18 protein-coding genes and 4 tRNA genes are annotated in these 19,328 nt (G+C 71.6%); 11 read left to right on the top strand and 11 right to left on the bottom strand.

Features of this window, described 5'->3' with window-relative positions:
• Nucleotides 1–24 precede the first annotated feature (24 nt).
• From MHY49_RS02595 to MHY49_RS02575, 5 genes are all read right to left on the bottom strand, one after another.
• Nucleotides 25–630, bottom strand: coding sequence for a flavin reductase family protein (locus MHY49_RS02595; RefSeq protein WP_239202357.1), 606 nt, complete (start codon nucleotides 628–630; stop codon nucleotides 25–27).
• A 94-nt stretch (nucleotides 631–724) separates the two neighbouring features.
• A tRNA-Phe gene (locus MHY49_RS02590) sits at nucleotides 725–797 on the bottom strand.
• Between the two features lie 96 nt (nucleotides 798–893).
• Nucleotides 894–1,916 (bottom strand): NADP-dependent oxidoreductase, encoded by a 1,023-nt coding sequence (locus tag MHY49_RS02585; RefSeq protein WP_239202355.1) that lies wholly within the window; start codon nucleotides 1,914–1,916, stop codon nucleotides 894–896.
• Between the two features lie 111 nt (nucleotides 1,917–2,027).
• Nucleotides 2,028–2,101, bottom strand: a tRNA-Asp gene (locus MHY49_RS02580).
• Between the two features lie 154 nt (nucleotides 2,102–2,255).
• Nucleotides 2,256–2,328 (bottom strand) — tRNA-Glu (locus MHY49_RS02575).
• A gap of 166 nt (nucleotides 2,329–2,494) precedes the next feature.
• Between MHY49_RS02575 and MHY49_RS02570 the strand changes: the two genes are divergently transcribed.
• The 3 genes from MHY49_RS02570 to MHY49_RS02560 are packed head-to-tail and all read left to right on the top strand — an operon-like array spanning nucleotide 2,495 to nucleotide 4,688.
• Entirely contained in the window at nucleotides 2,495–3,559 is a 1,065-nt protein-coding gene (locus tag MHY49_RS02570; RefSeq protein WP_239202353.1) for an LLM class flavin-dependent oxidoreductase, read from the top strand.
• Nucleotides 3,556–4,320, top strand: a complete 765-nt coding sequence (locus MHY49_RS02565) for an NADPH-dependent F420 reductase (protein ID WP_239202351.1) — start codon at nucleotides 3,556–3,558, stop codon at nucleotides 4,318–4,320. Before MHY49_RS02570 ends, MHY49_RS02565 begins: the two co-directional genes overlap by 4 nt.
• Entirely contained in the window at nucleotides 4,317–4,688 is a 372-nt protein-coding gene (locus MHY49_RS02560; RefSeq protein WP_200502767.1) for a metallopeptidase family protein, read from the top strand. The genes MHY49_RS02565 and MHY49_RS02560 overlap by 4 nt, the downstream gene beginning before the upstream one ends.
• 65 nt (nucleotides 4,689–4,753) lie before the next feature.
• Here MHY49_RS02560 and MHY49_RS02555 read toward each other — a convergent pair whose 3' ends face one another.
• Together MHY49_RS02555 and MHY49_RS19290 are read right to left on the bottom strand one after the other, a co-directional pair.
• Complete coding sequence (locus MHY49_RS02555) at nucleotides 4,754–5,449, bottom strand: response regulator transcription factor (RefSeq protein WP_200502765.1); 696 nt, start codon at nucleotides 5,447–5,449, stop codon at nucleotides 4,754–4,756.
• Nucleotides 5,446–6,609, bottom strand: coding sequence for a histidine kinase (locus tag MHY49_RS19290; RefSeq protein WP_239202349.1), 1,164 nt, complete (start codon nucleotides 6,607–6,609; stop codon nucleotides 5,446–5,448). The genes MHY49_RS02555 and MHY49_RS19290 overlap by 4 nt, the downstream gene beginning before the upstream one ends.
• 199 nt (nucleotides 6,610–6,808) lie before the next feature.
• On the opposite strand from MHY49_RS19290, the gene MHY49_RS02545 reads away from it, so the two are divergent.
• The 4 genes from MHY49_RS02545 to MHY49_RS02530 all read left to right on the top strand — a co-directional run bounded on the left by MHY49_RS02545 (nucleotide 6,809) and on the right by MHY49_RS02530 (nucleotide 10,572).
• Complete coding sequence (locus MHY49_RS02545) at nucleotides 6,809–7,822, top strand: ABC transporter ATP-binding protein (RefSeq protein WP_239202347.1); 1,014 nt, start codon at nucleotides 6,809–6,811, stop codon at nucleotides 7,820–7,822.
• Between the two features lie 2 nt (nucleotides 7,823–7,824).
• Nucleotides 7,825–8,622, top strand: a complete 798-nt coding sequence (locus MHY49_RS02540; RefSeq protein WP_239202343.1) for a hypothetical protein — start codon at nucleotides 7,825–7,827, stop codon at nucleotides 8,620–8,622.
• A gap of 94 nt (nucleotides 8,623–8,716) precedes the next feature.
• On the top strand, nucleotides 8,717–10,390 hold the full coding sequence (locus MHY49_RS02535; RefSeq protein WP_239202342.1) for an alpha/beta hydrolase: 1,674 nt from the start codon (nucleotides 8,717–8,719) through the stop codon (nucleotides 10,388–10,390).
• A gap of 109 nt (nucleotides 10,391–10,499) precedes the next feature.
• A tRNA-Thr gene (locus MHY49_RS02530) sits at nucleotides 10,500–10,572 on the top strand.
• Between the two features lie 99 nt (nucleotides 10,573–10,671).
• On the opposite strand, the gene MHY49_RS02525 is transcribed toward MHY49_RS02530, so the two are convergent.
• On the bottom strand, nucleotides 10,672–11,484 hold the full coding sequence (locus MHY49_RS02525; RefSeq protein WP_239202341.1) for a response regulator transcription factor: 813 nt from the start codon (nucleotides 11,482–11,484) through the stop codon (nucleotides 10,672–10,674).
• Nucleotides 11,485–11,533: 49 nt separating this feature from the next.
• Nucleotides 11,534–12,772 (bottom strand): histidine kinase, encoded by a 1,239-nt coding sequence (locus tag MHY49_RS02520; protein WP_239202340.1) that lies wholly within the window; start codon nucleotides 12,770–12,772, stop codon nucleotides 11,534–11,536.
• A 141-nt stretch (nucleotides 12,773–12,913) separates the two neighbouring features.
• Between MHY49_RS02520 and MHY49_RS02515 the strand changes: the two genes are divergently transcribed.
• From MHY49_RS02515 to MHY49_RS02505, 3 genes are all read left to right on the top strand, one after another.
• Complete coding sequence (locus tag MHY49_RS02515; protein ID WP_239202338.1) at nucleotides 12,914–13,180, top strand: hypothetical protein; 267 nt, start codon at nucleotides 12,914–12,916, stop codon at nucleotides 13,178–13,180.
• 163 nt (nucleotides 13,181–13,343) lie between these two features.
• Nucleotides 13,344–13,808, top strand: a complete 465-nt coding sequence (locus MHY49_RS02510) for a Fur family transcriptional regulator (RefSeq protein ID WP_239202336.1) — start codon at nucleotides 13,344–13,346, stop codon at nucleotides 13,806–13,808.
• A gap of 148 nt (nucleotides 13,809–13,956) precedes the next feature.
• On the top strand, nucleotides 13,957–15,468 hold the full coding sequence (locus MHY49_RS02505; RefSeq protein ID WP_239202334.1) for a catalase: 1,512 nt from the start codon (nucleotides 13,957–13,959) through the stop codon (nucleotides 15,466–15,468).
• A 143-nt stretch (nucleotides 15,469–15,611) separates the two neighbouring features.
• On the opposite strand, the gene MHY49_RS02500 is transcribed toward MHY49_RS02505, so the two are convergent.
• Nucleotides 15,612–15,995, bottom strand: a complete 384-nt coding sequence (locus MHY49_RS02500) for a universal stress protein (protein ID WP_200502735.1) — start codon at nucleotides 15,993–15,995, stop codon at nucleotides 15,612–15,614.
• Nucleotides 15,996–16,028: 33 nt separating this feature from the next.
• Nucleotides 16,029–16,715 (bottom strand): lysophospholipid acyltransferase family protein, encoded by a 687-nt coding sequence (locus tag MHY49_RS02495; RefSeq protein ID WP_239202332.1) that lies wholly within the window; start codon nucleotides 16,713–16,715, stop codon nucleotides 16,029–16,031.
• 246 nt (nucleotides 16,716–16,961) lie between these two features.
• Here MHY49_RS02495 and MHY49_RS02490 point away from each other — a divergent pair, with 246 nt between their 5' ends.
• Complete coding sequence (locus MHY49_RS02490) at nucleotides 16,962–18,653, top strand: Gfo/Idh/MocA family oxidoreductase (protein ID WP_239202330.1); 1,692 nt, start codon at nucleotides 16,962–16,964, stop codon at nucleotides 18,651–18,653.
• The last annotated feature ends 675 nt before the right edge of the window (nucleotides 18,654–19,328 follow it).

The following is a 19,328-nucleotide window of genomic DNA, read 5'->3' as shown; positions in this document are numbered from 1 at the left end:
GGCAGGAGCCGTCCGGATGCCCGCTCAGTCCGGCCGACGCATGTCGAAGCGCAGCTCCCGATCGATGCCGAAGTACGCGGTGGGCCCGCCGCCGCGCAGCACCGGATCGGCCGCGACCGTGTCGAAGACGCCGTCCACCAGGACGGACTCCTCCAGGTGCACGCCCACGACCTCGCCCACGGTGAACCACGAGCCCGAGGAGCCGCCGGCCGAGGTCCGCAGGTCGATGATCTGCGTGACCCTGCACTCGAAGCTCACCGGCGAGGCGGCCACCCGTGGGGGCCCGACCTCGATCGAGGGTGCGGCGACGATGCCCGCGGCGTCGAACTCGTCGACCTCGGCGGTGGTCGAGGAGGAGTTCATCTGCTCGGCCTGCGCACGCGAGACCAGGTTCCAGGTGAACTCCCCGGTCGCCTCGCAGTTGGCCACGGTGTCCTTCCAGCCGTTGCTGGAGAAGCCGATCAGCGGGGGACGGTAGTTCAGGGCGTTGAAGAACGAGTACGGCGCGAGGTTCCTCGCGCCGTGCGCGTCGACGGTGGCGATCCACCCGATGGGCCGCGGTGCCACGATGGCGTTGAACGGATCGTGGGGGAGCCGGTGTCCCTCGGACGGGCGGTAGAAGTACGTCACCCGGCCATTCCAGCACGCGCGGGAGGCGTCGAGCTGCGGTGGCGGGGGCGCATGAGAAGAGGCCCTCACGCGTGTGCATGAGGGCCTCTGGCGGTGGCTCCGACCGGCGTCGATCCGGTGACCTTTCGATTTTCAGTCGAACGCTCTACCAACTGAGCTACAGAGCCGTGATCGCCGAGGGCGACCGACGACAAGGCTAGCAGTCGGCGTGCGGTGCTCCCAACCTGACGGCGCGGGTGAGAGGCATGCCACGGGGCGGCGCGTCAGGAGATCTGCACTATCGTCTTCCCGAGGTTCGCGCCGCGCAGCATCCCCAGGAAGGCGTCGGGGGCGCTGTCCAGTCCCTCGTGGGTGTCCTCCAGGTAGTGGACCTGTCCGCTCGCGACCCAGCCGGTCATGTCCCGAAGGAAGTCCTCGAACATCGTGGGCGCGAACTCGCGCTGGATGAAGCCTCGCAGCGTCAGGCTCTTGCGCAGCACCGCTCCCATCAGCTCGCCGCTGCGGTCGGGCCCCGCGGGGAGGGCTGTCGCGTTGTAGCTCGCGGCGAGGCCGCACACGGGGACGCGCGCGAACTCATTGAGGTGGGGGAGCACGGCGTCCCAGACGGCGCCGCCGACGTTCTCGAAGTACACGTCGATGCCGTCGGGCGCGGCGTCGGCGAGGCGGTCGCCGAGGTCGGGCGCCCGGTGGTCCAGCGCGGCGTCGAATCCGAGCTCGCGCATGCGCTCGACCTTGCGCTCGCCGCCGGCGATGCCCACCGCGCGCGCTCCGAGGAGCCGCGCGATCTGGCCCACGGCGGAGCCCACCGGGCCCGTGGCGGCGGCCACGGCCACGGTCTCCCCGGGCTGCGGCCTGCCGATCGCGAGCAGCCCGGCGTAGGCGGTGAAGCCGGGCATCCCCAGCACGCCGAGCGCGGTGGTGACGGGCGCGCTCGCGGGGTCGAGGCGGCGCAGGCCCTCCGCCGCCTCCACGCTGTACTCCTGCCAGCCGCCGTAGGAGAGCACCGTGTCGCCGGCGCTGAAGCCGTCGGCGGCGGACTCGACGACCTCCGACACGGTCGCGCCCACGATCACGTCCCCGATCTCCATGGGTGCGGCGTAGGACTCGGCGTCGCTCATCCGCCCGCGCACGTACGGGTCGAGGGAGAGGAATCGCGTGCGCAGGAGGACCTGCCCGTCGGCGGGGGACGGGAGCTCCACCACGTCGTGCTGGTAGTCCTCGCCGGTGGGCTCCCCATGCGGGCGCGCTGCGAGGCGGATGCGGTGGTTGCGGAGGTGCGTGCTCATCCTTCGACCCTAGGACGCGCGCGCCGCCGGTGGGCATGCAGAGGACGACGGGCGACAGCCTCATACGACGAGAGGCCCCGGAGCATCTGCTCCGGGGCCTCTCGTGCGGGGCGACCCTGACCGGGCTTGAACCGGCGACCTCCGCCGTGACAGGGCGGCACTCTAACCAACTGAGCTACAGGGCCATTCTCGTCGTCCGCGCTCTCGCGTTTCCGACCTGGACAACTCTACCGGACCTTTTCGGGGCCCTCGACCACTCGGCCTGTGAAACACCTCGCAGTGCCCGTTCCCGGTGTTCGCGGCGGTGGTCCCGACCCCGGATCCGGAGTCGTCCAGTCGTACCCCCAACGGGATTCGAACCCGTGTCGCCGGCGTGAAAGGCCAGTGTCCTGGGCCGCTAGACGATGGGGGCCCGGGGGAAGCATACCGATCGCTCCGCGGCGGTCGCGACCGCCTTCCGGGTCGATGCGGCGTACGCGACATCGGGACCGCCGGGGGAAGAAGCGGCCCCGCAAAATAGTTGACGTGTCAACGACCCGGCATCATGCTGGGATCCCGCGGCACGAGGAGGAGAGCACATGGACCGGATCACGCTCGGCGTCGACACCTTCGGGGACGTCATGGTCGATGAGAAGGGACGGCCCCTCGGAGAGGCCGCGTCGCTCCGGCACGTCCTCGAGGAGGGGATCATCGCGGACCAGACGGGGCTCGACGTCTTCGCCGTCGGCGAGCACCACCGCGACGACTACGCGATCTCCGCCCCGGAGACCCTGCTCGCCGGCCTCGCCACGCGCACCCAGGGCATTCACCTCTCGAGCGCCGTCACGGTCCTCAGCTCCGACGATCCCGTGCGCGTCTACCAGCGCTTCGCCACCGTCGACGCCCTCTCCGACGGCCGCGCCGAGGTCATCCTGGGTCGAGGGTCCTTCACCGAGTCCTTCCCGCTGTTCGGGTACTCCCTGGAGGACTACGAGGTGCTCTTCGAGGAGAAGCTCGGCATGTGGATCGAGCTCATGAAGGAGCAGCCCGTCACCTGGTCCGGGAGCACGCGTCCCGGACTGCAGGATGCGCAGGTCTATCCGCGCACCGACCATGAGGGCGGCATCCCCACCTGGATCGGCGTGGGCGGCTCCCCGCAGTCCGTCGTGCGCGCCGCCGCCCACGGCCTGCCGCTCATGCTCGCGATCATCGGCGGCGAGCCCCAGCGCTTCGCCCCCTACGTGGACCTCTTCCACCGCGCGGCCGACCAGCTCGGCGTGGCGCGCCAGCAGGTCGGCATGCACTCCCACGGGCACATCGCCGCCACGGACGAGCAGGCACTCGAGGAGTACTGGCCGGCGTACCGGGCCCACAACGCCCGCCTCGGCGCCGAGCGCGGCTGGCCCGCCATGACCAGGGAGCACTTCCTCCAGGAGGTCGAGCACGGCGCGCTGTACGTGGGGTCTCCCCGCACGGTCGCCGAGAAGATGGTGCGCAACATCCGCGCCCTGGACGTCCAGCGCTTCGACTTCATCTACACCGCGGGTCAGAACCTGCCCTCGCTGCGCCGCCAGTCCGTCGAGCTCTACGGCTCGCAGGTGGTGCCGATGGTCCGCGAGATGCTCGCCGACTCCGAGCGCTCCGGCGAGGACGCGGCGTCATGAGTGGGGATAGCGCAGGCTCCTCCGCGCCGATCCGCCCCCTCGGGATCCTCGGCGCGGGGAAGGTGGGCACGGTCCTCGCCCGTCGCGCGCTCGAGGCGGGGTACGAGGTGCTGATCTCCGGATCCGGGGATCCGGCGGCGATCGCCCTGATCACCTCGGTGCTCGCCCCCGGTGCGCGTGCGGTGCGCGCCGAGGAGGCCGCTCGCGAGGCGGATGCCGTGATCCTCGCCCTGCCGCTGGGCAGGTTCCGCGAGCTGCCGGTGGACGCGCTGCGCGGCACGCTCGTGATCGACGCGATGAACCACTGGTGGGAGACCGACGGCGCGAGCGAGGAGCTCGGCGGGCCGGCCGCGTCCACGAGCGAGCTCGTGCAGGAGCATCTGGCGGGGGCCCGCGTGGTGAAGGCGCTGAACCACATGGGCTACCACGACCTCGACGAGAGGGCTCGCCCCGCCGGGGATCCCGATCGCCTCGCGATCGCGATCGCGGGCGCCCCGGCCGACGCCGACAGGGCGGCCCGTCTGATCGACGCCCTCGGCTTCGATCCGCTCGTGATCGGAGACCTGCGCAGCGGCGTGCGGCTGCAGCCCTTCGCGGGCGCCTTCGGCGCGGCCACCGACCGCGAGGACCTCGCGCGCATCATCGAGGAGTTCCCCCGCACCGAGCGCGGTCGCGAGGTCCTCGCCGCGCTCGAGCCCGCAGCCCTCGAACCCGCCGCGGGCGGCACGGGCACGGGCGGCAATGGTTCGATGGACGCATGATCGCCATCAGCCGCGAGGACTTCGAGGAGGCCGTCGACGACGCCCTCGACTCGCTCCCGGACGAGACCGCGCGCCTGATCGCCGAGTCGAACGTCGTCATCCTCATCGAGGAGGAGCCCGATCCGGCACGAGACGGGCACCAGGCCACCGAGCTGCTGGGCATCTACCACGGCATCCCGCTGGACCAGCGCAGCGTCTTCGACAGCTACATCGAGCCCGATCGGATCCTCATCTTCCGCGGACCCCTGCAGCGCGTGAGCGCGAGCCGCGAGGCGCTCGTCGCCGAGATCCGGGTGACCGTGCTCCACGAGCTCGGCCATCTGTTCGGGCTCTCCGAGTCGCGTCTGCACGAGCTCGGCTGGGGCTGAGCCCGTCGGCCCCGCGGTCGACGCTCTCTGCTGACGCCCGCTGTCGACGCCCGCTGTCGACGCCCTCAGTCGGGGGCGTCGAGGCCGTCACTGAGCCCGGCCTCGTGGGCGATGATCGCGATCTGGACGCGGTTCGAGCAGTCGAGCTTCGCGAAGATCTTCGACACGTGCGCCTTCACGGTGGCCTCGCTCATGAACAGCCGCTCGCCGATCTGCGCGTTCGACAGTCCGGCGCCGACGGCCCCCAGCACCTCGGTCTCGCGCTCGGTGAGCTGATCCAGGCCGTCGTGCTCGGCGCTGCGCGTCCCGGGATTGGACTGCGAGAAGTGCGAGAGCATGCGCCGGGTGACGGTGGGAGCGAGCATCGCGTCCCCCTGGGCGACCACGTGCACGGCGCGGATCAGGTCCTGCGGGGGAGTGTCCTTGAGCAGGAAGCCGCTGGCCCCGGCCTCGAGGGCCTCGAAGACGTACTCGTCCATGTCGAAGGTCGTGAGCATGATGATCTTCGGCGGCTCCGACTGGGCGCACACCGCGCGGGTCGCGGCGATGCCGTCCATGCCCGGCATGCGCACGTCCATCAGCAGCACGTCGGGCCGGTGCTTCTGCACGAGCGTGACCGCCTGGTTGCCGTCGGACCCCTCGCCGACGACCTCGATGCCCGGATCCGCGCCCAGGATCATCGCGAGCCCCGCCCTCACCAGGGAGTCGTCGTCGACCAGGGCGATCCTCTTCACCCCGGTGCCCGCCGGGCTCTCGTTCATCCCTGCGGATTCGGCCACGGGATCACCGCCTTCACCTCGAAACGTCCGTCGTCCGTGGGGCCCGACGTGATCGTGCCGCCGGCATGCGTCACCCGCGTCTCGATGCCCGAGAGACCCACCCGCGCCCCGGGCAGATCCGTCGTGAACCCCTTCGGGAGCACATTACTGATCTCGATGAGCAGGTCGTCGCCCGGCTCGCCGATCAGCGCGATCCGCGCCCGCGTGTGCCGCGCGTGCTTGTGGATGTTCGTCAGCCCCTCCTGCACCACCCGGTAGGCGGTGCGGGCGAGGGCGTCGGGGACCGGGTCGTCGATGAAGTCGAACAGCTCGACCTGCACCCCGGCCTCCTTCGTCGACTCCACGAGGCGGCGCACGTCCTCCCAGGTGGGCTGCGGGTTCAGCGGGGCGACCTCCTCCTCGCCGCGCAGCACGCCCAGCACCTCGCGCAGCTCGGAGAGGGCGTCGGCCGCGGTCTGGCGGATCAGCCCGGCCGAGCGCGAGACCTCCTCGCGCTCGAGGTTCTGGTTCACCTCGAGCGCACCGGCCTGCAGCGCGACCAGCGAGATCTTGTGGGCGACGATGTCGTGCATCTCCCGGGCGATGCGCGTGCGCTCGGCCCGTCGGGCGTCCTGCTCGGCCGTCGACCGGCGGTGCTCGGCCTCCTCCGCGCGCGCCGTGAGCTCCGCGAGCAGGTCGGCGCGGGCGCGCAGGTACATCCCCGCGACCGCCGCGATCGCCGCGACCAGACCGCTCACCAGCGCGCCCGCCACCGCGGGACGCAGCGGGTTCGCGAGGTGGGGGAGCACGCCCGTGAGCACCGCGAGGGCCATCGCCCCGAGGGGCTGCCAGCGTCCGCGCAGGCGGCCTGCGAGCGCGAAGGAGGCGATCGCGAGCACCACCTGGGAGGCGCCCAGCACGTTGACCACGAGCACGAGCGGCAGCAGCCAGCGCCAGGTGCGGCGCCGCGCGAGGAGGGCGAGGCCGGCCAGCACTCCGACGCCGATCGCGACCGGGTCGTCGCCGTGGCTGAAGGGCACGTGCCAGACGGCGCGCGCGACCGCCTCGGCGAGCACGGCGACGACGAGCACGACATCCACCCAGGCGCGCTCGACCCACCCGGCGCCGTCCGGGTCGCGGCCCCCGGTCCTGGGCTCGCGCACGGCGCGCTCCTCCGATGCCGCCCGCCGCTTCATCCGCACTCCTCCATCGGGCAACTGTAACCAGGGGCGGGACCGGGACAGGCACCGTGAGGCCGTACCTTCGGCCGACCCCGCACGGGGGTGCGAGGAGACCAAAGTCGGTCGCCGTCGGACCCGCGGGAGGATCCGGGCCCGGCCCCTGGACCGACAGGGTGGAGCCATGACCACCACCAGCACACCCACCGCGGCCCGCGCCACCGGGCCCGCAGGGACCCGTCGGACCGACGCGAGCGTCGACCTGCGCATCGAGTCCCTGCGCAAGACCTACGGAGAGCAGACGGCCGTCGACGGCCTCGACCTGCTGTGCGAGCCCGGCACGGTGACCGGCTTCCTCGGCCCGAACGGCGCCGGGAAGTCCACGACCCTGCGGATCCTCACCGGCCTCGCCGAGGCCGACGCGGGCTCGGCGCTCGTGGGCGGCATGCCCTTCCGCACGATCCCGCAGCCCGGGCGCGTCATCGGTGTCATGCTCGACGCCCGCACCCTGCACCCCGGCCGCACCGGCCTGGAGACCCTGCGCCTGGCCGCCCGCACCTGCGGCATGCCGGCGTCCCGCGCCGACGAGGTGCTGGAGCTGGTGGGCCTCTCCGGAGCCGGCCGCAAGCGCGTGCGCGGCTATTCCTACGGCATGCGTCAGCGGCTCGGCATCGGCGTCGCCCTCATCGGCGACCCCGCCGCTCTCATCCTCGACGAGCCCGCGAACGGCCTGGACCCCGAGGGCATCCGCTGGATGCGCCGGCTCCTGCGCTCCTTCGCCGACGCCGGCGGCACCGTGCTGCTCTCGAGCCACCAGCTCGCCGAGGTGCAGGCCACCGTGGACCGCGTCGCCATGATCGCCCACGGACGGCTCGTCGCCGAGGGCAGCCTCGAGGACGTCACCGCCCAGGGCGGCACCCGCGTCGCGGCTCTCGACCCCGAGGCCCTGGCCCGCGCGGTCGAGGCCAGCGGCGTCGGCGCCACCCGCGGCAGCGACGGCTCCTTCACCCTCGCCCTCGAGCCGGCCGACGTGGGACGACTGGCCCTCGAGCACCGCCTCGTCCTCACCGATCTGCAGCGCCTGAGCGACGGCTCCCTCGAGGACGTCTTCTTCTCCCTCACCGAGGACGGCCAGGCGCCGCGTCCCGCACCGGAGCCGGCCGCAGCCGCCGCACCGACCACCTCCCAGGAGGCCTGATCATGACCACCGCATCCCCTGCGCTCGCGACCGCGGGCACTTCCGCCGGCGCCTCCGGTCCCGGCACCTTCCGGCCGCTGCTGGACCTGCGCCAGGTGCTCGACACCCTGGCCATGCGCATCCTGCTCATCGTCAGCGCCGTCGCCGTGCTCGGCATGGCCCTGCTCTCGACCGCCCTGCAGCCGCTGCTGCTCGAGGACTCGCCGGTGATCGCCTACGGCTCGATCATCGCCGTCGGCCTCGTCCTCGGCATCGTCCTGCCCGTGCTCACGGTCCTCACGGTCGTGGGGGAGTGGCCCGGCGCGATCCAGCAGACCTTCCTGCTGCGCCCGCGCCGCACCGGCGTGCTGCTGTCCAAGATCGTCGCCGCGCTGATCATCGCGCTCGTCGTCACCGCCGTCGGCCTCGGCGCCGCCCTGGGCCTCAGCTCCCTCGTGGGCGCCATCTCGGGCGACGGGTCCACGTTCGAGAACGTCGGCAGCATGCTGCGCAGCACCGGCCTCGAGCTCCTGCTGGGAACCCTGTTCGCCGCCGGATGCGCGGCCCTGCTGCAGGGCACCGCGCTCGCGATGGTGATCTCGGTGGTGCTGCCCTTCGTGGTCACCGTCGCGACCTCCATGGTGGCCGTCCTCGGCTCGGAGACCGTCGCGGACGTCATGCGCTTCGTCGACCTCACGAGCTCGGCGGACACTCTCGCCCGCGGCGACGTGACCGTCTCCGCGATCGGCGCGATCGTGCTGCTGATCCTCATCCCACTCGTCGCCGGCGGCGTGCGCTGGGCCCGCCGGGAGATCGGCTGACCCGGCGGCCGACGGGCCCGTCTGAACGGGCTTCCGCGGGTGCCCGCCCCTAGGATGGGCGGGCACCCCGCACCCCCACCCCAGGAGCTTCCCCATGCAGCGCACCCGATCGCGCCGAGGCGCCCTGCGCGTCCTCGCCGGCGCCGCCGCGACGGCCCTCCTGGTCTCCGGATGCAGCCTGCTGGACGGGGGAGCGGACGGGGCCGACGGGCGCTCGGGCGCCTCGGACGCGGGCTCATCGAGCGACGGCGGCTCGGGGAGCGGCGGCTCGGGCGATGCGAGTCCTGCGCTCGCCGAGCTCGGCACGTCCCACGCGCAGGACCTGCCGTCTGACCCCGCGGAGGACTCCGCATACGCCGACTTCTACGACCAGGACGCCGTCTGGGAGGGCTGCGGGCAGGACGTGCTCGACGAGGCCGCCGTGCAGGGCCTGCAGTGCTCGACCGTGAAGGTCCCCAAGGCCTGGGACGATCCCAGCGCGGGCGATGTCGAGATCGCGCTCGTGCGCCTGCCGGCGACCGGCGAGGCGAAGGGGTCGCTGCTGACGAACCCCGGCGGCCCCGGCGGCTCGGGCGTCGACTTCCTCGCCCAGAGCGCGGACTACCTGTTCAGCCAGAAGGTCCGCGAGAACTACGACCTCATCAGCTTCGACCCCCGGGGCGTGTCCCGCTCCGAGGGCATCGAATGCCTCGACGACTCCCAGACCGACGAGTACCGGGCGGACACCTACGACGGCGGCACGCCGGAGGGCCTGCAGAAGTCCCTGGACTGGATGCAGAAGATCTCCGACGCCTGCGAGAAGGACTCCGGCGACCTGCTGCCCTACCTCGACACCTACTCCGCCGCGCGGGACATGGACGTGCTGCGATCGGCGGTCGGCGACGACTCCCTGAACTACCTGGGCTTCTCCTACGGCACCTACCTCGGGGCGACCTACGCCGACCTCTACCCGGACCGCGTGGGCCGCTTCGTGCTCGACGGCGTCATGGATCCGAGCCTCACCGGCGACCAGATCGTCGAGGGCCAGGCGAAGGGCTTCCAGCAGGCCACCGAGCAGTTCGCGAAGTTCTGCATCGCGCGCGACGACTGCCCGCTCACGGGCTCCACGCCCGAGGAGGCCACCAAGGAGCTCACCGCCCTCCTCGACTCCATCTCCGACGACCCGATCAGCACCAAGGACCCCGACCGGCCGCTCACCGGGGCGCTCGCGACCGCCGGTGTGCAGATGATGATGTACAGCGACGAGTACTGGAGCCTGGGCGTGCAGGCGCTCAGCGACGCCTCCGACGGCGACGGCTCGACCCTGCTCGCGCTCGCCGACCTCTCCGCCGGCCGTCAGGACGACGGCAGCTACAAGGGCAACGACCTGTACGCGATCAACGCGGTGAACTGCCTGGACCACCCCGGGGTGGCCTCCCTGGACTGGCAGAAGCAGGAGAGCGCCCGGCTGCTGAAGGAGTACCCGGCCGCCGGGATGACCGACTATTCCCAGGCCATGTGCGACACCTGGCCCGTCAAGCCGCTGCGCGCGCCCGCCGAGGTCCACGCGAAGGGGAGCGACCAGATCGTCGTGATCGGCACGACCCGCGACCCGGCGACCCCGTACGCGTGGGCGAAGAGCCTCGACTCCCAGCTCGACAACTCGACGCTCATCACCTTCGACGGCGACGGCCACACCGCCTACGGCCGCAGCGGCGGCTGCGTCGAGGACGCCGTGGACGCCTACCTCGTGGACGGCACCTCGCCGCAGAAGGGCCTGACCTGCTGACGGACGGCGAACGATGCGCCGACAGTGTGGCGCGTCGCTCACGGCTCCGCTTTGCGCCGGTGTGCGCCGGTCTCGTAGAGTAGCCGGGTCCACCGCGTGCGGCGGACAGGCCGCCATAGCTCAGTCGGCAGAGCGATTCACTCGTAATGAATAGGTCAGGAGTTCGATTCTCCTTGGCGGCTCCGCACGGAGCATGACGAACGGCCCCACCCGGATCGGGTGGGGCCGTTCTCTGCATCCGAGGCCTGAGGTGGCGAGCCGTTCCCGCCGAGGCGGGGGAGTCAGCCCCGCCGATGCGGCGCCGAGACCAGCCCGAGCTCGAAGGCGCGCACGGCGACCTGCAGGCGCGAGGAGCAGTCGAGCTTCGTCATCAGGGAGCCGACGTGCGACTTCACCGTGGACTCCGAGAGGCTCAGGCGCTCGGCGATGCGGGCGTTGGACTCCGCCTCGCAGACGAGCTCGAGGACGTCACGCTCGCGGTCGGTGAGGGCGAAGCGCGCCGCGGCGGCGTCGGCCTCCTGGATCCCGTCGGCGTCGGCCGACGTCGGCGACGTCACGGGGAGCGGCATCGAGCCGCCGGCGGCGTCCGGCGAGGTGCCTCTGTCCGAGTGCGTCGTGGGGGAGGGGGAGCGCTCAGCGCTGGCCTGAGGGGCGATGGAGCCCTCGCCGCTCTCCTTCGACGCGGTCTGGGCGAGGTGCGCGGCGAGCTCCGGGGTGATCACGGTGCCCGCGCGCACCGCCGCCGCGCGCACGGCCGCGGCGAGGGCCGCAGCGGTGGTCGACTTCAGCAGGAAGCCCACGGCGCCCGCGCTGATCGCCGCTGCGACCTGCTCCTCGGTGCCGAAGGTTGTGAGCACCATGACGGCGGGCGCTCCGGGACGGGCGCTGATCCGCCGCGTCGCGGCGATGCCGTCCATGCCGGGCAGCACCAGATCCATGAGCACCACGTCGGGCGCCGCCGCGTCCAGGACCTCGAGAGCCGCCTCCGCGCTGTCGACCGACCGCTCCACGTGCACGTCGTCCTCCCGGGCGAGGTAGCCCTCGAGAGCGGTGCGGACGATGGGGTCGTCGTCGCAGATCAGCACGGTGATCATAGGGGCGTCGTCCTCTCGGGGCGATGTGGCGCGAAGGCCGGTCGGGCCGTCATCGGCCGGTGTCGGTGGGGAGCTGGATGCGAGTGAGGAAGGTGTCCCCGTCGCGCTGGGTCTCGAGGGATCCGCCGACGGCCTCGAGCTGCTCTCCGAGGCCCCGAAGACCGTCGCCGCCGTCCACACGGACGACGGGGTCGTGGTCGATCGTATTGCGGACCAGCAGTTCCACACCATCCGACATGGCCGCGGACATGATCGCGACGGGGTACTCGTCGTCGGCGTGGCGGATCACGTTGGCCACGACCTCCCACAGGCAGCGCGAGAGCACAGGGGTGGCCGAGGGCGGCACCGGTGCATCGGACTCCGAGCTGAGATTCACGGTGAAGTCAGCGGCCTGCAGGCGGTCGCGCGCGGCCTGGAGCGCATCGTCCCAGCTCGCCGCGTGGACCGTGACGCCGTAGGCGGTCGGATCCGTGGAACCGTCGACCGGAACGTCCGTGCGCAGGGCGTCCATGAGGCTGCGCAGCTCATCGGTCGAGAGGCGAGCGGTGCGCGAGATCCTCGCGAAGGCCTCCGCATCGGCGGCGGAGACGCCGTCGGCGTGCTGGGCCGTCTCCGCGAGCAGGATGACCTCGGTGATCGCCCGGACGCCGGTGTCGTGCAGGTCGCGGGCGATGGCGCGTCGCTGCTCGGCGAGGTCGAAGGCATGGCGAGCGCGCTCGGTGGCGAGTCGCAGGATCATCGAGCGCCACAGGGCGCCCAGGAGGTACGCGACCGTGAGCATGAAGATCCAGACGAGGGCGTTCGTGACCAGGTCCGCGGTCGTGTTCATGGTGCGCTCGGCAGCCACGGTGATCACCGTCGTGTGCCAGAGTCCGATGACGATGCCCGGGAGCAGCCGTCCCTCGCCCGCGCAGGCGGCGAGTGCTATCGGCGGCACCAGTACACCGAGCCCGGGTGAGGACAGCGGATCCAGGATGGCAACGGTCAGGACGAGTCCGATGAGGACCCCACCGGCGACGGGCCGTGTGATGGACAGGCCGCCCCCGATGCTCAGCCCGATTCCCATGAGGACGGAGGCCGCGCCTGACGGGAAAGTCGTGGGGATGATGATCACGGCGAGGAAGAACGCGAGAGCAATCGCAGCGCTGAGGGTGAGCCGAGGGGAGCCGAGGAGGCTTCCGGATGAAGACATGGGACCTGCGTGGGCGCGACGAGCAGTGTCGTCGCGCCGGCCGCGGGGGCTCGCCGTGACGACATCGTCGGTCGCGTCGTGCGCGTGGGAAGCCATCGTGCCCAGCGTAGTGTGCGAGCACGACCGCGGCCCTTCCTGACTCCAGATCCGACTGCGGTGTGTGGAGCGCGGGTCCGCACCTGGTCGTCGGGCCATTCACTGCCCGTTCACCTGGAGATACACCCGAGGAGTCCTGTCATGTCTCGTTCGCTTCGTTCGTACACCCGCCCCGCGACCACCCTTCTCGCTGCGGCTGCTCTCTGCGCCGGCACCTTCGCCCTGCCGAGCGCCGCGCTCGCCGCCGAGAGTCCCGCCGTCATCAATGCAGGTGCCGAGAGCACGACCGCCAGCCCGCAGGAGCGTGCTGTCGAAGGGGGAGTCTCCGCCAACTCGCCGTTGGTCCAGCCCGCCTTCCTCTGCTGGGTGGCGCCGACGTTCCCGTGGCTCTGCAAGCAGCCGCGGTGATCGTGCCGGTGTCTGATTGACACGAGGGAATCACCTGCCGCGACCCGACCGCAGATGGCGGTCGGGTCGCGGTGTGTCAGAAAATAATCGACGGTCGTGCGTAACACAGGTTTGACGCAGTCATCTTCTGGATCTGGTCCAGAAAACGTAGTAGCCTGGAGTCATGACGACCGATATGGCTGAAGACCTGCGCTCCGCGGGTCTGCGCGTCACCGCTCCGCGGCTGGCGACGCTCGCGGTCGTCGCCGAGTGTCAGCATGCCGAGGCGGATGACATCGCCGCCGCGGTGCGCGAGCGCCTCGGCACGGTGTCGCGGCAGGCCGTCTACGACGTGCTGCACGCGCTCACCGATGCGGGTCTGCTGCGACGCGTCGCCACCGGCGCCCGCAGCGCCGCCCGCTACGAGATCCACCGGCACGACAACCACCACCACATGGTGTGCCGGGTGTGCGGTCGCCTCGAGGACGTGCCCTGCACGATCGGAGAGGCCCCGTGCCTGACGCCCTCCCACGACCACGGCTTCGAGATCGAGGTCGCGGAGGTGCTGTTCCGCGGCGTGTGCTCCGCATGCCGCACGGCATCGGCGTCTCCCGGGACCACGGTCCCGAGCGGCGCCGGGGCCGGCTGAGATCTGCTGACCCGAGTTCCGTCGATCCCAGCGACATCCGTCGAACACTGCGAAGAACTGCGAACCCCCGCACCGCTCTCGCCCGAGCGGTGCGGGACCCCAACGTCCCGGCGAACGCTGCCGGGGCTCGCCCCGAGAAGGAGAGATCGTGACCACGTTCGACCCCACCGGCGACACCACGCCGACCATCCCCTCGACCACCGAGAACGGCGCCCCGCGCGAGAGCGATGCGAACTCCCTCTCCGTCGGCCCCGACGGTCCCCTGATGCTCCACGACGTCGCCCTCGTCGAGAAGCTCGCCCGCTTCGACCGCGAGCGCATCCCGGAGCGCAGCCCGCACGCCAAGGGCTCCGGCGCCTTCGGCGAGCTCGAGATCACCGAGGACGTCTCGCAGTACACGAAGGCCGGCCTCTTCCAGAAGGGCGCCAAGACCCCGATGCTCGCGCGGTTCTCGACCGTCGCCGGCGAGCTCGGCTCTCCCGACACCTGGCGTGACGTGCGCGGCTTCGCGCTGAAGTTCTACACGCAGGAGGGCAACTTCGACATCGTCGGGAACAACACCCCGGTGTTCTTCGTCCGCGATCCCATGAAGTTCCCCGACTTCATCCACTCCCAGAAGCGCACCCCGGACTCCGGTCTGCGCGACAACACGATGCAGTGGGACTTCTGGACCCTCTCCCCGGAGAGCGCCCACCAGGTCTCCTACCTCATGGGCGACCGCGGCCTGCCCAAGACCTGGCGCCACATGAACGGCTACTCCTCCCACACCTACCTGTGGGTCAACGAGGCCGGCGAGAAGTTCTGGGTCAAGTACCACTTCCTCACCGAGCAGGGCCTGGAGTTCCTCACGAACGACGAGGCCGACGAGCTCGCCGGCCTGGACGGCGACTACCACCGTCGCGACCTCTTCGAGTCGATCTCGAACGGCGACTTCCCGTCCTGGAAGCTCGAGGTGCAGGTCATGCCCTACGAGGACGCGAAGACCTACCGCTTCAACCCCTTCGACCTCACAAAGACCTGGTCGAAGAAGGACTACCCGCGCATCCCCGTCGGCCGCTTCACGCTGAACCAGAACCCGGTCAACCACTTCGCACAGGTCGAGCAGGCCGCGTTCAGCCCCTCGAACCTCGTGCCCGGCACCGGCGTCTCGCCCGACAAGATGCTGCTGGGCCGCGTGTTCTCCTACCCGGACGCGCAGCGCAACCGCCTGGGCACCAACTTCAACCAGCTGCCCGTGAACCGTCCTGTCGTGGAGACCAACTCCTACGACAAGGAGGGCTCGATGGAGTTCTTCCACAGCGGCAACGCCCCGGTGTACGCCCCGAACTCGTTCGGGCGCTCCTACCAGGACGCCCAGGGTCCGGTCGACAACGGCTGGGAGTCCGACGGCACCCTGGTGCGCCAGGCCTACACCCTGCGCTCCGATGACGACGACTTCGGACAGGCCCACACCCTGGTCCGCGAGGTCATGGACGAGGGCGAGCGCGAGCGTCTCATCGAGACGGTCTCCGGCGGCCTCGCCACCGTGATCGAGCCGGTCCTCTCGAACGCCTTCCAGTACTGGAAGAACATCGACCAGGAGGTCGGCGAGCGGATCGAGAAGGCCGTGCGCGAGAACGCCGGCGACCAGGTCCCCGGCGCGGATCCGCGCTCCGAGTGATCCCACCGGCGGCGTGAGCGCACGCCGCCGCACGGGCGAGGCCCGGACCCGAGCGATTCGGGTCCGGGCCTCGCCGTGTCCGGGCCTCGCTGTGTCCGGTGCCGGACTCGGGGTGGGACGCGGTCGGGGAGAGGGGAGCGCCCTCAGACGACGAGCACGTCGCAGGGGGCGGAGAGCAGCAGCTTCTGCGGGGTCACGCCCAGGAGATGCCGGGCGACGTCGCGCTCGCGACGCAGACCGATCACCAGCAGCTCGGCCTTCTCCCGCTCGACGGTGTCCAGCAGGACGTCGGCGATGTCGTCCTCGCTGCTCTCCTGGCGGATGTCGACCCGCACGGCCGAGCCGCGCAGGCGGTCTGCCGCCGCGTCGAGATCGCCCTCGCTGGCGTGGCGGGGATCCTGCTCGTCGCCCTGCCTGACCACGTTGAGCACGATCAGCGGGCCGCCGCGCTCCTCGGCCGCGGTGCGCGCCGTGTCCAGCGCGTCGAATCCCACCGGGGTGGGGATGAAGCCGACCACCACTGCCACGTTGACCTCCTGTGTCGGGCGGGGAGAACGATCCTATGCGCTCGCGCCGGTCCCCGCGCCGCGGGGCTGCGCGCCAGGGGCCCACTCCTGGCCGGAGAGCCGCTGGATCTCGGTCATGATCCGATCGGTGGCCAGGCGCCGGCGGGCGCCCGCGCTCAGGTCCGTCGGCAGGTCCGAGAGATCGATCGGCGCCCCGAAGCGCATGTCGGGACGGTACCGGGTGGGCATCTTCCGTCCCTTCAGGAACAGGTTCTGCGTGCCTGCCAGGCCCAGCGGGATGACGGGGGCGCCGGACTCGAGGGCGAGCCAGGCCGCGCCCGGCTGGCCCTTGTGCAGCAGCCCGTCGCGGCTGCGGGAGCCCTCGGGGTAGATGCCGAAGCCCTCGCCGGCCTTCAGCACGTCCAGGGCGGCGTCGAGCGCGCCCCGGCCGGAGCTCAGGGCCTCGCGGTCCAGCGGCACGGTGCCCACGGAGTTCATGAACCACTTCTGGATGCGGCCCTTGAGGCCGCCGTTCTTCCAGAACACGTCCTTGGAGACGAACCGGACCATGCGCGGGGACACCACGGGGATGATGAAGCTGTCCACGTTGGCCAGATGGTTGGACGCCAGCAGGAACGCACCGGTGCGCGGGATGTTCTCGAGCCCGGTGATGCGGGGGCGCCAGTAGGCGCTGAACATGGGCCCCAGGACCGGGCGGGTGAGCGTGTAGAGGAACGGCACGGGCACCACGATAGCGGCGCGCGGTCGTGCCTCCCACACCCTGTGTCCGCGCCCTCGCCGTGCGAGACGCGCGAGGGTCCGGATCAGCGCGCTGTGGTAGAACAGCGGCACGTGCCGACGGCCGTGGACGCGGAGCCCGAGCACCTCGCGCATGCCCGCGCGCGCCCGTGCACGCTCCGGTTCCCGGCCGGCCCGCTCCACCCCTGACCTGCCCGTCCCGCTCATCCCGCGAGGAGAACCGCCCGCATGCCGAGGATCCTGAACATCGCCGTCATCGGTGCCGGAACGATGGCGCAGGCCGTGCATCTGCCCGTGCTGCGCCGCCGCTGGGACCGCTTCGCGGTGACCGCTCTCGTGGACCACTCGCCGCGGCGTCGGCGCGAATCGGCCGACGTCTGGGGCATCGAGGAGGAGCATCGCTTCGAGACCGTCGCCGATCTCGTCGCCGCCGTGCGCGCGAAGGACGTCGCCCTCGATGCGGCGGTCCTCGCGACCGACGGCCTGCACGTCGAGGATCTCCTCCTGCTGCTGCGCCGCGGGATCCCCGTGCTCGTCGAGCCCCCGCTGGGGTACTCGGCGCAGGAGGTCGCCAGGATCAGCGACTTCGAGCGGCTCGTGGGCCGACGCCTGGTGATGATGGCCTATCCGCAGCAGTACGACGAGGTGCTCGACGAGGTCGTCGACAACATCCGCGCGCGCGACGTGCGCATGATCGACCACGAGGTGCTGATGCCCGCCTCCGGTCCTCTGTTCGGTCGTGCGCACGTGACCGCGTCCGCCTACGATCTGCCGTCGGAGAAGCGCCAGGAGCGTCGCAAGACCCTGCAGGAGGCGGTCGTCGCCGGCGCGGGGGAGGGCGCGACCCAGCGTGATCGCGACCTCTACGTGAAGGGGCTGCTCACGGGCATCGCCCACCAGCTCGCCATCACCGAGCGCATTTACGGTCCGCTCACCGAGCTGACGGCCGTGCGCCACTGGCCCAAGGGCGTCATCCCCGGCTCGCTCGAGCTGCTGGGGGAGCTCGAGGACGGCGCTCCCGTGCGCCTGGTCTGGCACTACCTCCCCTTCGCCCCCGAGTACTCGGAGACCTACGAGGTGCTCTCGGCGCGCAAGCGGATCGACCTCGCGCTCGAGCCGCCGTCGTTCGTGGACTCCCGCTCCCGCAGCTCCCTGCGCGAGAAGGAGCACGGCCGTGTGGTCGTCACCTCCCGCTCCTCCGACCTCGGCGCGGCCGAGTCCATGTGGGAGGCCTTCCACGAGTTCGTCGACAAGGGCAAGGAGCCCCATGCCGGCGCCGCCGAGGCCCTCGCCCAGGTCGAGATCCTGCGCGAGGTCCTGAAGACCCTCGTCGAGGCCGACGGCCGATCCCTCGAGGCGGATCCCGAGGAGGAGGCCTCGGAGCAGGAGGAGGCCTCGGACCGGGCGGAGGTCTCGGAGCAGGCGGAGGACGCCGGCGCGACCGAGGACACCGGTGCGGCGGAGGACGCCGACGACACCACGGGCTCGGGCGAGTCCGAGGACTCGGACGAGACGGCAGGGTCGGCGTCGACCGCCCCCGCTGCGGCGGGCATCGCTCCTGCTGCATCCGCCGATGCCGCAGCCGGGTCGACCGCATCGGACGAGGACTCCGCCGCGCCGTCGGCCGAGGGCACCTCCGTGCGGATCGGTCCGCTGACCCCGGTGCCCGGCACCGGCGAGATCCCGCCCGCGGCGCCGACCGAGGACCTCTCCTCGGCCGCCGATCAGCTCGAGGCGGCGCGGTCCGCGCAGCCGGAGGCGACGAGTGCCGGGGCCGCAGAGTCCCGGGACGACGACCCGCACCAGTCCGCCGTCGACACCGATCGCGCCGAGCCGGCGGACGGCGATGCCTGGGCGGCAGCGGCCGATGATGCCGCGAAGGACGCGGCGACGGAGGGCGAGGAGCCCCCGCGCTCCTGATCGGAGCTCCGCGCACCTGAACGAAGCGCGCGTGTTCCGGGGGCGGGTCGCGCCCCTCATGTCGAGCCGCGCGCCCTTGAGCCGTGCGCGCACTCGGAACGGGGCGGCTCGTCGTCCGGCACCGCTCGCTGTCAGTCCGGGCACTGCCCGGACCATGCCCCGGCGCGCTCGTCGACCCTCGGCGGGACCGGGCGTCGATCCGTCCCGTGAGCGCTCGGTCGCGCGGGGCCGGAGTGCTCCGCCGGCGACGTTCTGACGACACGCCGAGCGGGCGTCCGACTGTGGATGACGAGCGCTCGTGGGGAGCTCTCGCCCCGGCACGGCACGACACGCCGACGACACGCCGATCCGACACGGATTTTCGGGGCGCGCACCACTGTTCGCCGGGGCTCCGGGGGAGTCGTCGTCCACCGTCCGGCGCGGCGCGTCCGGGCGTTCCACAGCGCTGTCCACAGCATCCGCGCAGACGATGCGCGTTCGTCCCCAGCTGACCCACGTCCGTCCACAGTCCGTCACCATCGGATTGTGGATAACAGTCTTGTAGTTCAGTACATCTTGTGGTGCAGACGTCGGGGCACCACTAGGTGTAGTGTTGGAGAGGTCGGCGCGGATCCCGCAGGACACCGCTCGGCAGGCCGCTCGAATCCCTCGACGACCTCGTCGAACACCCTTCGA

It is taken from the genome of Brachybacterium sp. ACRRE, from assembly GCF_022346485.1.
GTDB lineage: Bacteria > Actinomycetota > Actinomycetes > Actinomycetales > Dermabacteraceae > Brachybacterium > Brachybacterium halotolerans.
This window is presented reverse-complemented; position numbering and strand designations above follow the sequence as displayed.

Excerpts from the sequence above, each read along its gene's own strand:
- MHY49_RS02585 (WP_239202355.1), bottom strand. The coding sequence starts at position 1,916 with ATGAGCACGCACCTCCGCAACCACCGCATCCGCCTCGCAGCGCGCCCG.
- MHY49_RS02570 (WP_239202353.1), top strand. The coding sequence starts at position 2,495 with ATGGACCGGATCACGCTCGGCGTCGACACCTTCGGGGACGTCATGGTC.
- MHY49_RS02565 (WP_239202351.1), top strand. The coding sequence starts at position 3,556 with ATGAGTGGGGATAGCGCAGGCTCCTCCGCGCCGATCCGCCCCCTCGGG.
- MHY49_RS02560 (WP_200502767.1), top strand. The coding sequence starts at position 4,317 with ATGATCGCCATCAGCCGCGAGGACTTCGAGGAGGCCGTCGACGACGCC.
- MHY49_RS02555 (WP_200502765.1), bottom strand. The coding sequence starts at position 5,449 with ATGAACGAGAGCCCGGCGGGCACCGGGGTGAAGAGGATCGCCCTGGTC.
- MHY49_RS02545 (WP_239202347.1), top strand. The coding sequence starts at position 6,809 with ATGACCACCACCAGCACACCCACCGCGGCCCGCGCCACCGGGCCCGCA.
- MHY49_RS02540 (WP_239202343.1), top strand. The coding sequence starts at position 7,825 with ATGACCACCGCATCCCCTGCGCTCGCGACCGCGGGCACTTCCGCCGGC.
- MHY49_RS02535 (WP_239202342.1), top strand. The coding sequence starts at position 8,717 with ATGCAGCGCACCCGATCGCGCCGAGGCGCCCTGCGCGTCCTCGCCGGC.
- MHY49_RS02525 (WP_239202341.1), bottom strand. The coding sequence starts at position 11,484 with ATGATCACCGTGCTGATCTGCGACGACGACCCCATCGTCCGCACCGCT.
- MHY49_RS02520 (WP_239202340.1), bottom strand. The coding sequence starts at position 12,772 with ATGGCTTCCCACGCGCACGACGCGACCGACGATGTCGTCACGGCGAGC.
- MHY49_RS02515 (WP_239202338.1), top strand. The coding sequence starts at position 12,914 with ATGTCTCGTTCGCTTCGTTCGTACACCCGCCCCGCGACCACCCTTCTC.
- MHY49_RS02510 (WP_239202336.1), top strand. The coding sequence starts at position 13,344 with ATGACGACCGATATGGCTGAAGACCTGCGCTCCGCGGGTCTGCGCGTC.
- MHY49_RS02490 (WP_239202330.1), top strand. The coding sequence starts at position 16,962 with ATGCCGAGGATCCTGAACATCGCCGTCATCGGTGCCGGAACGATGGCG.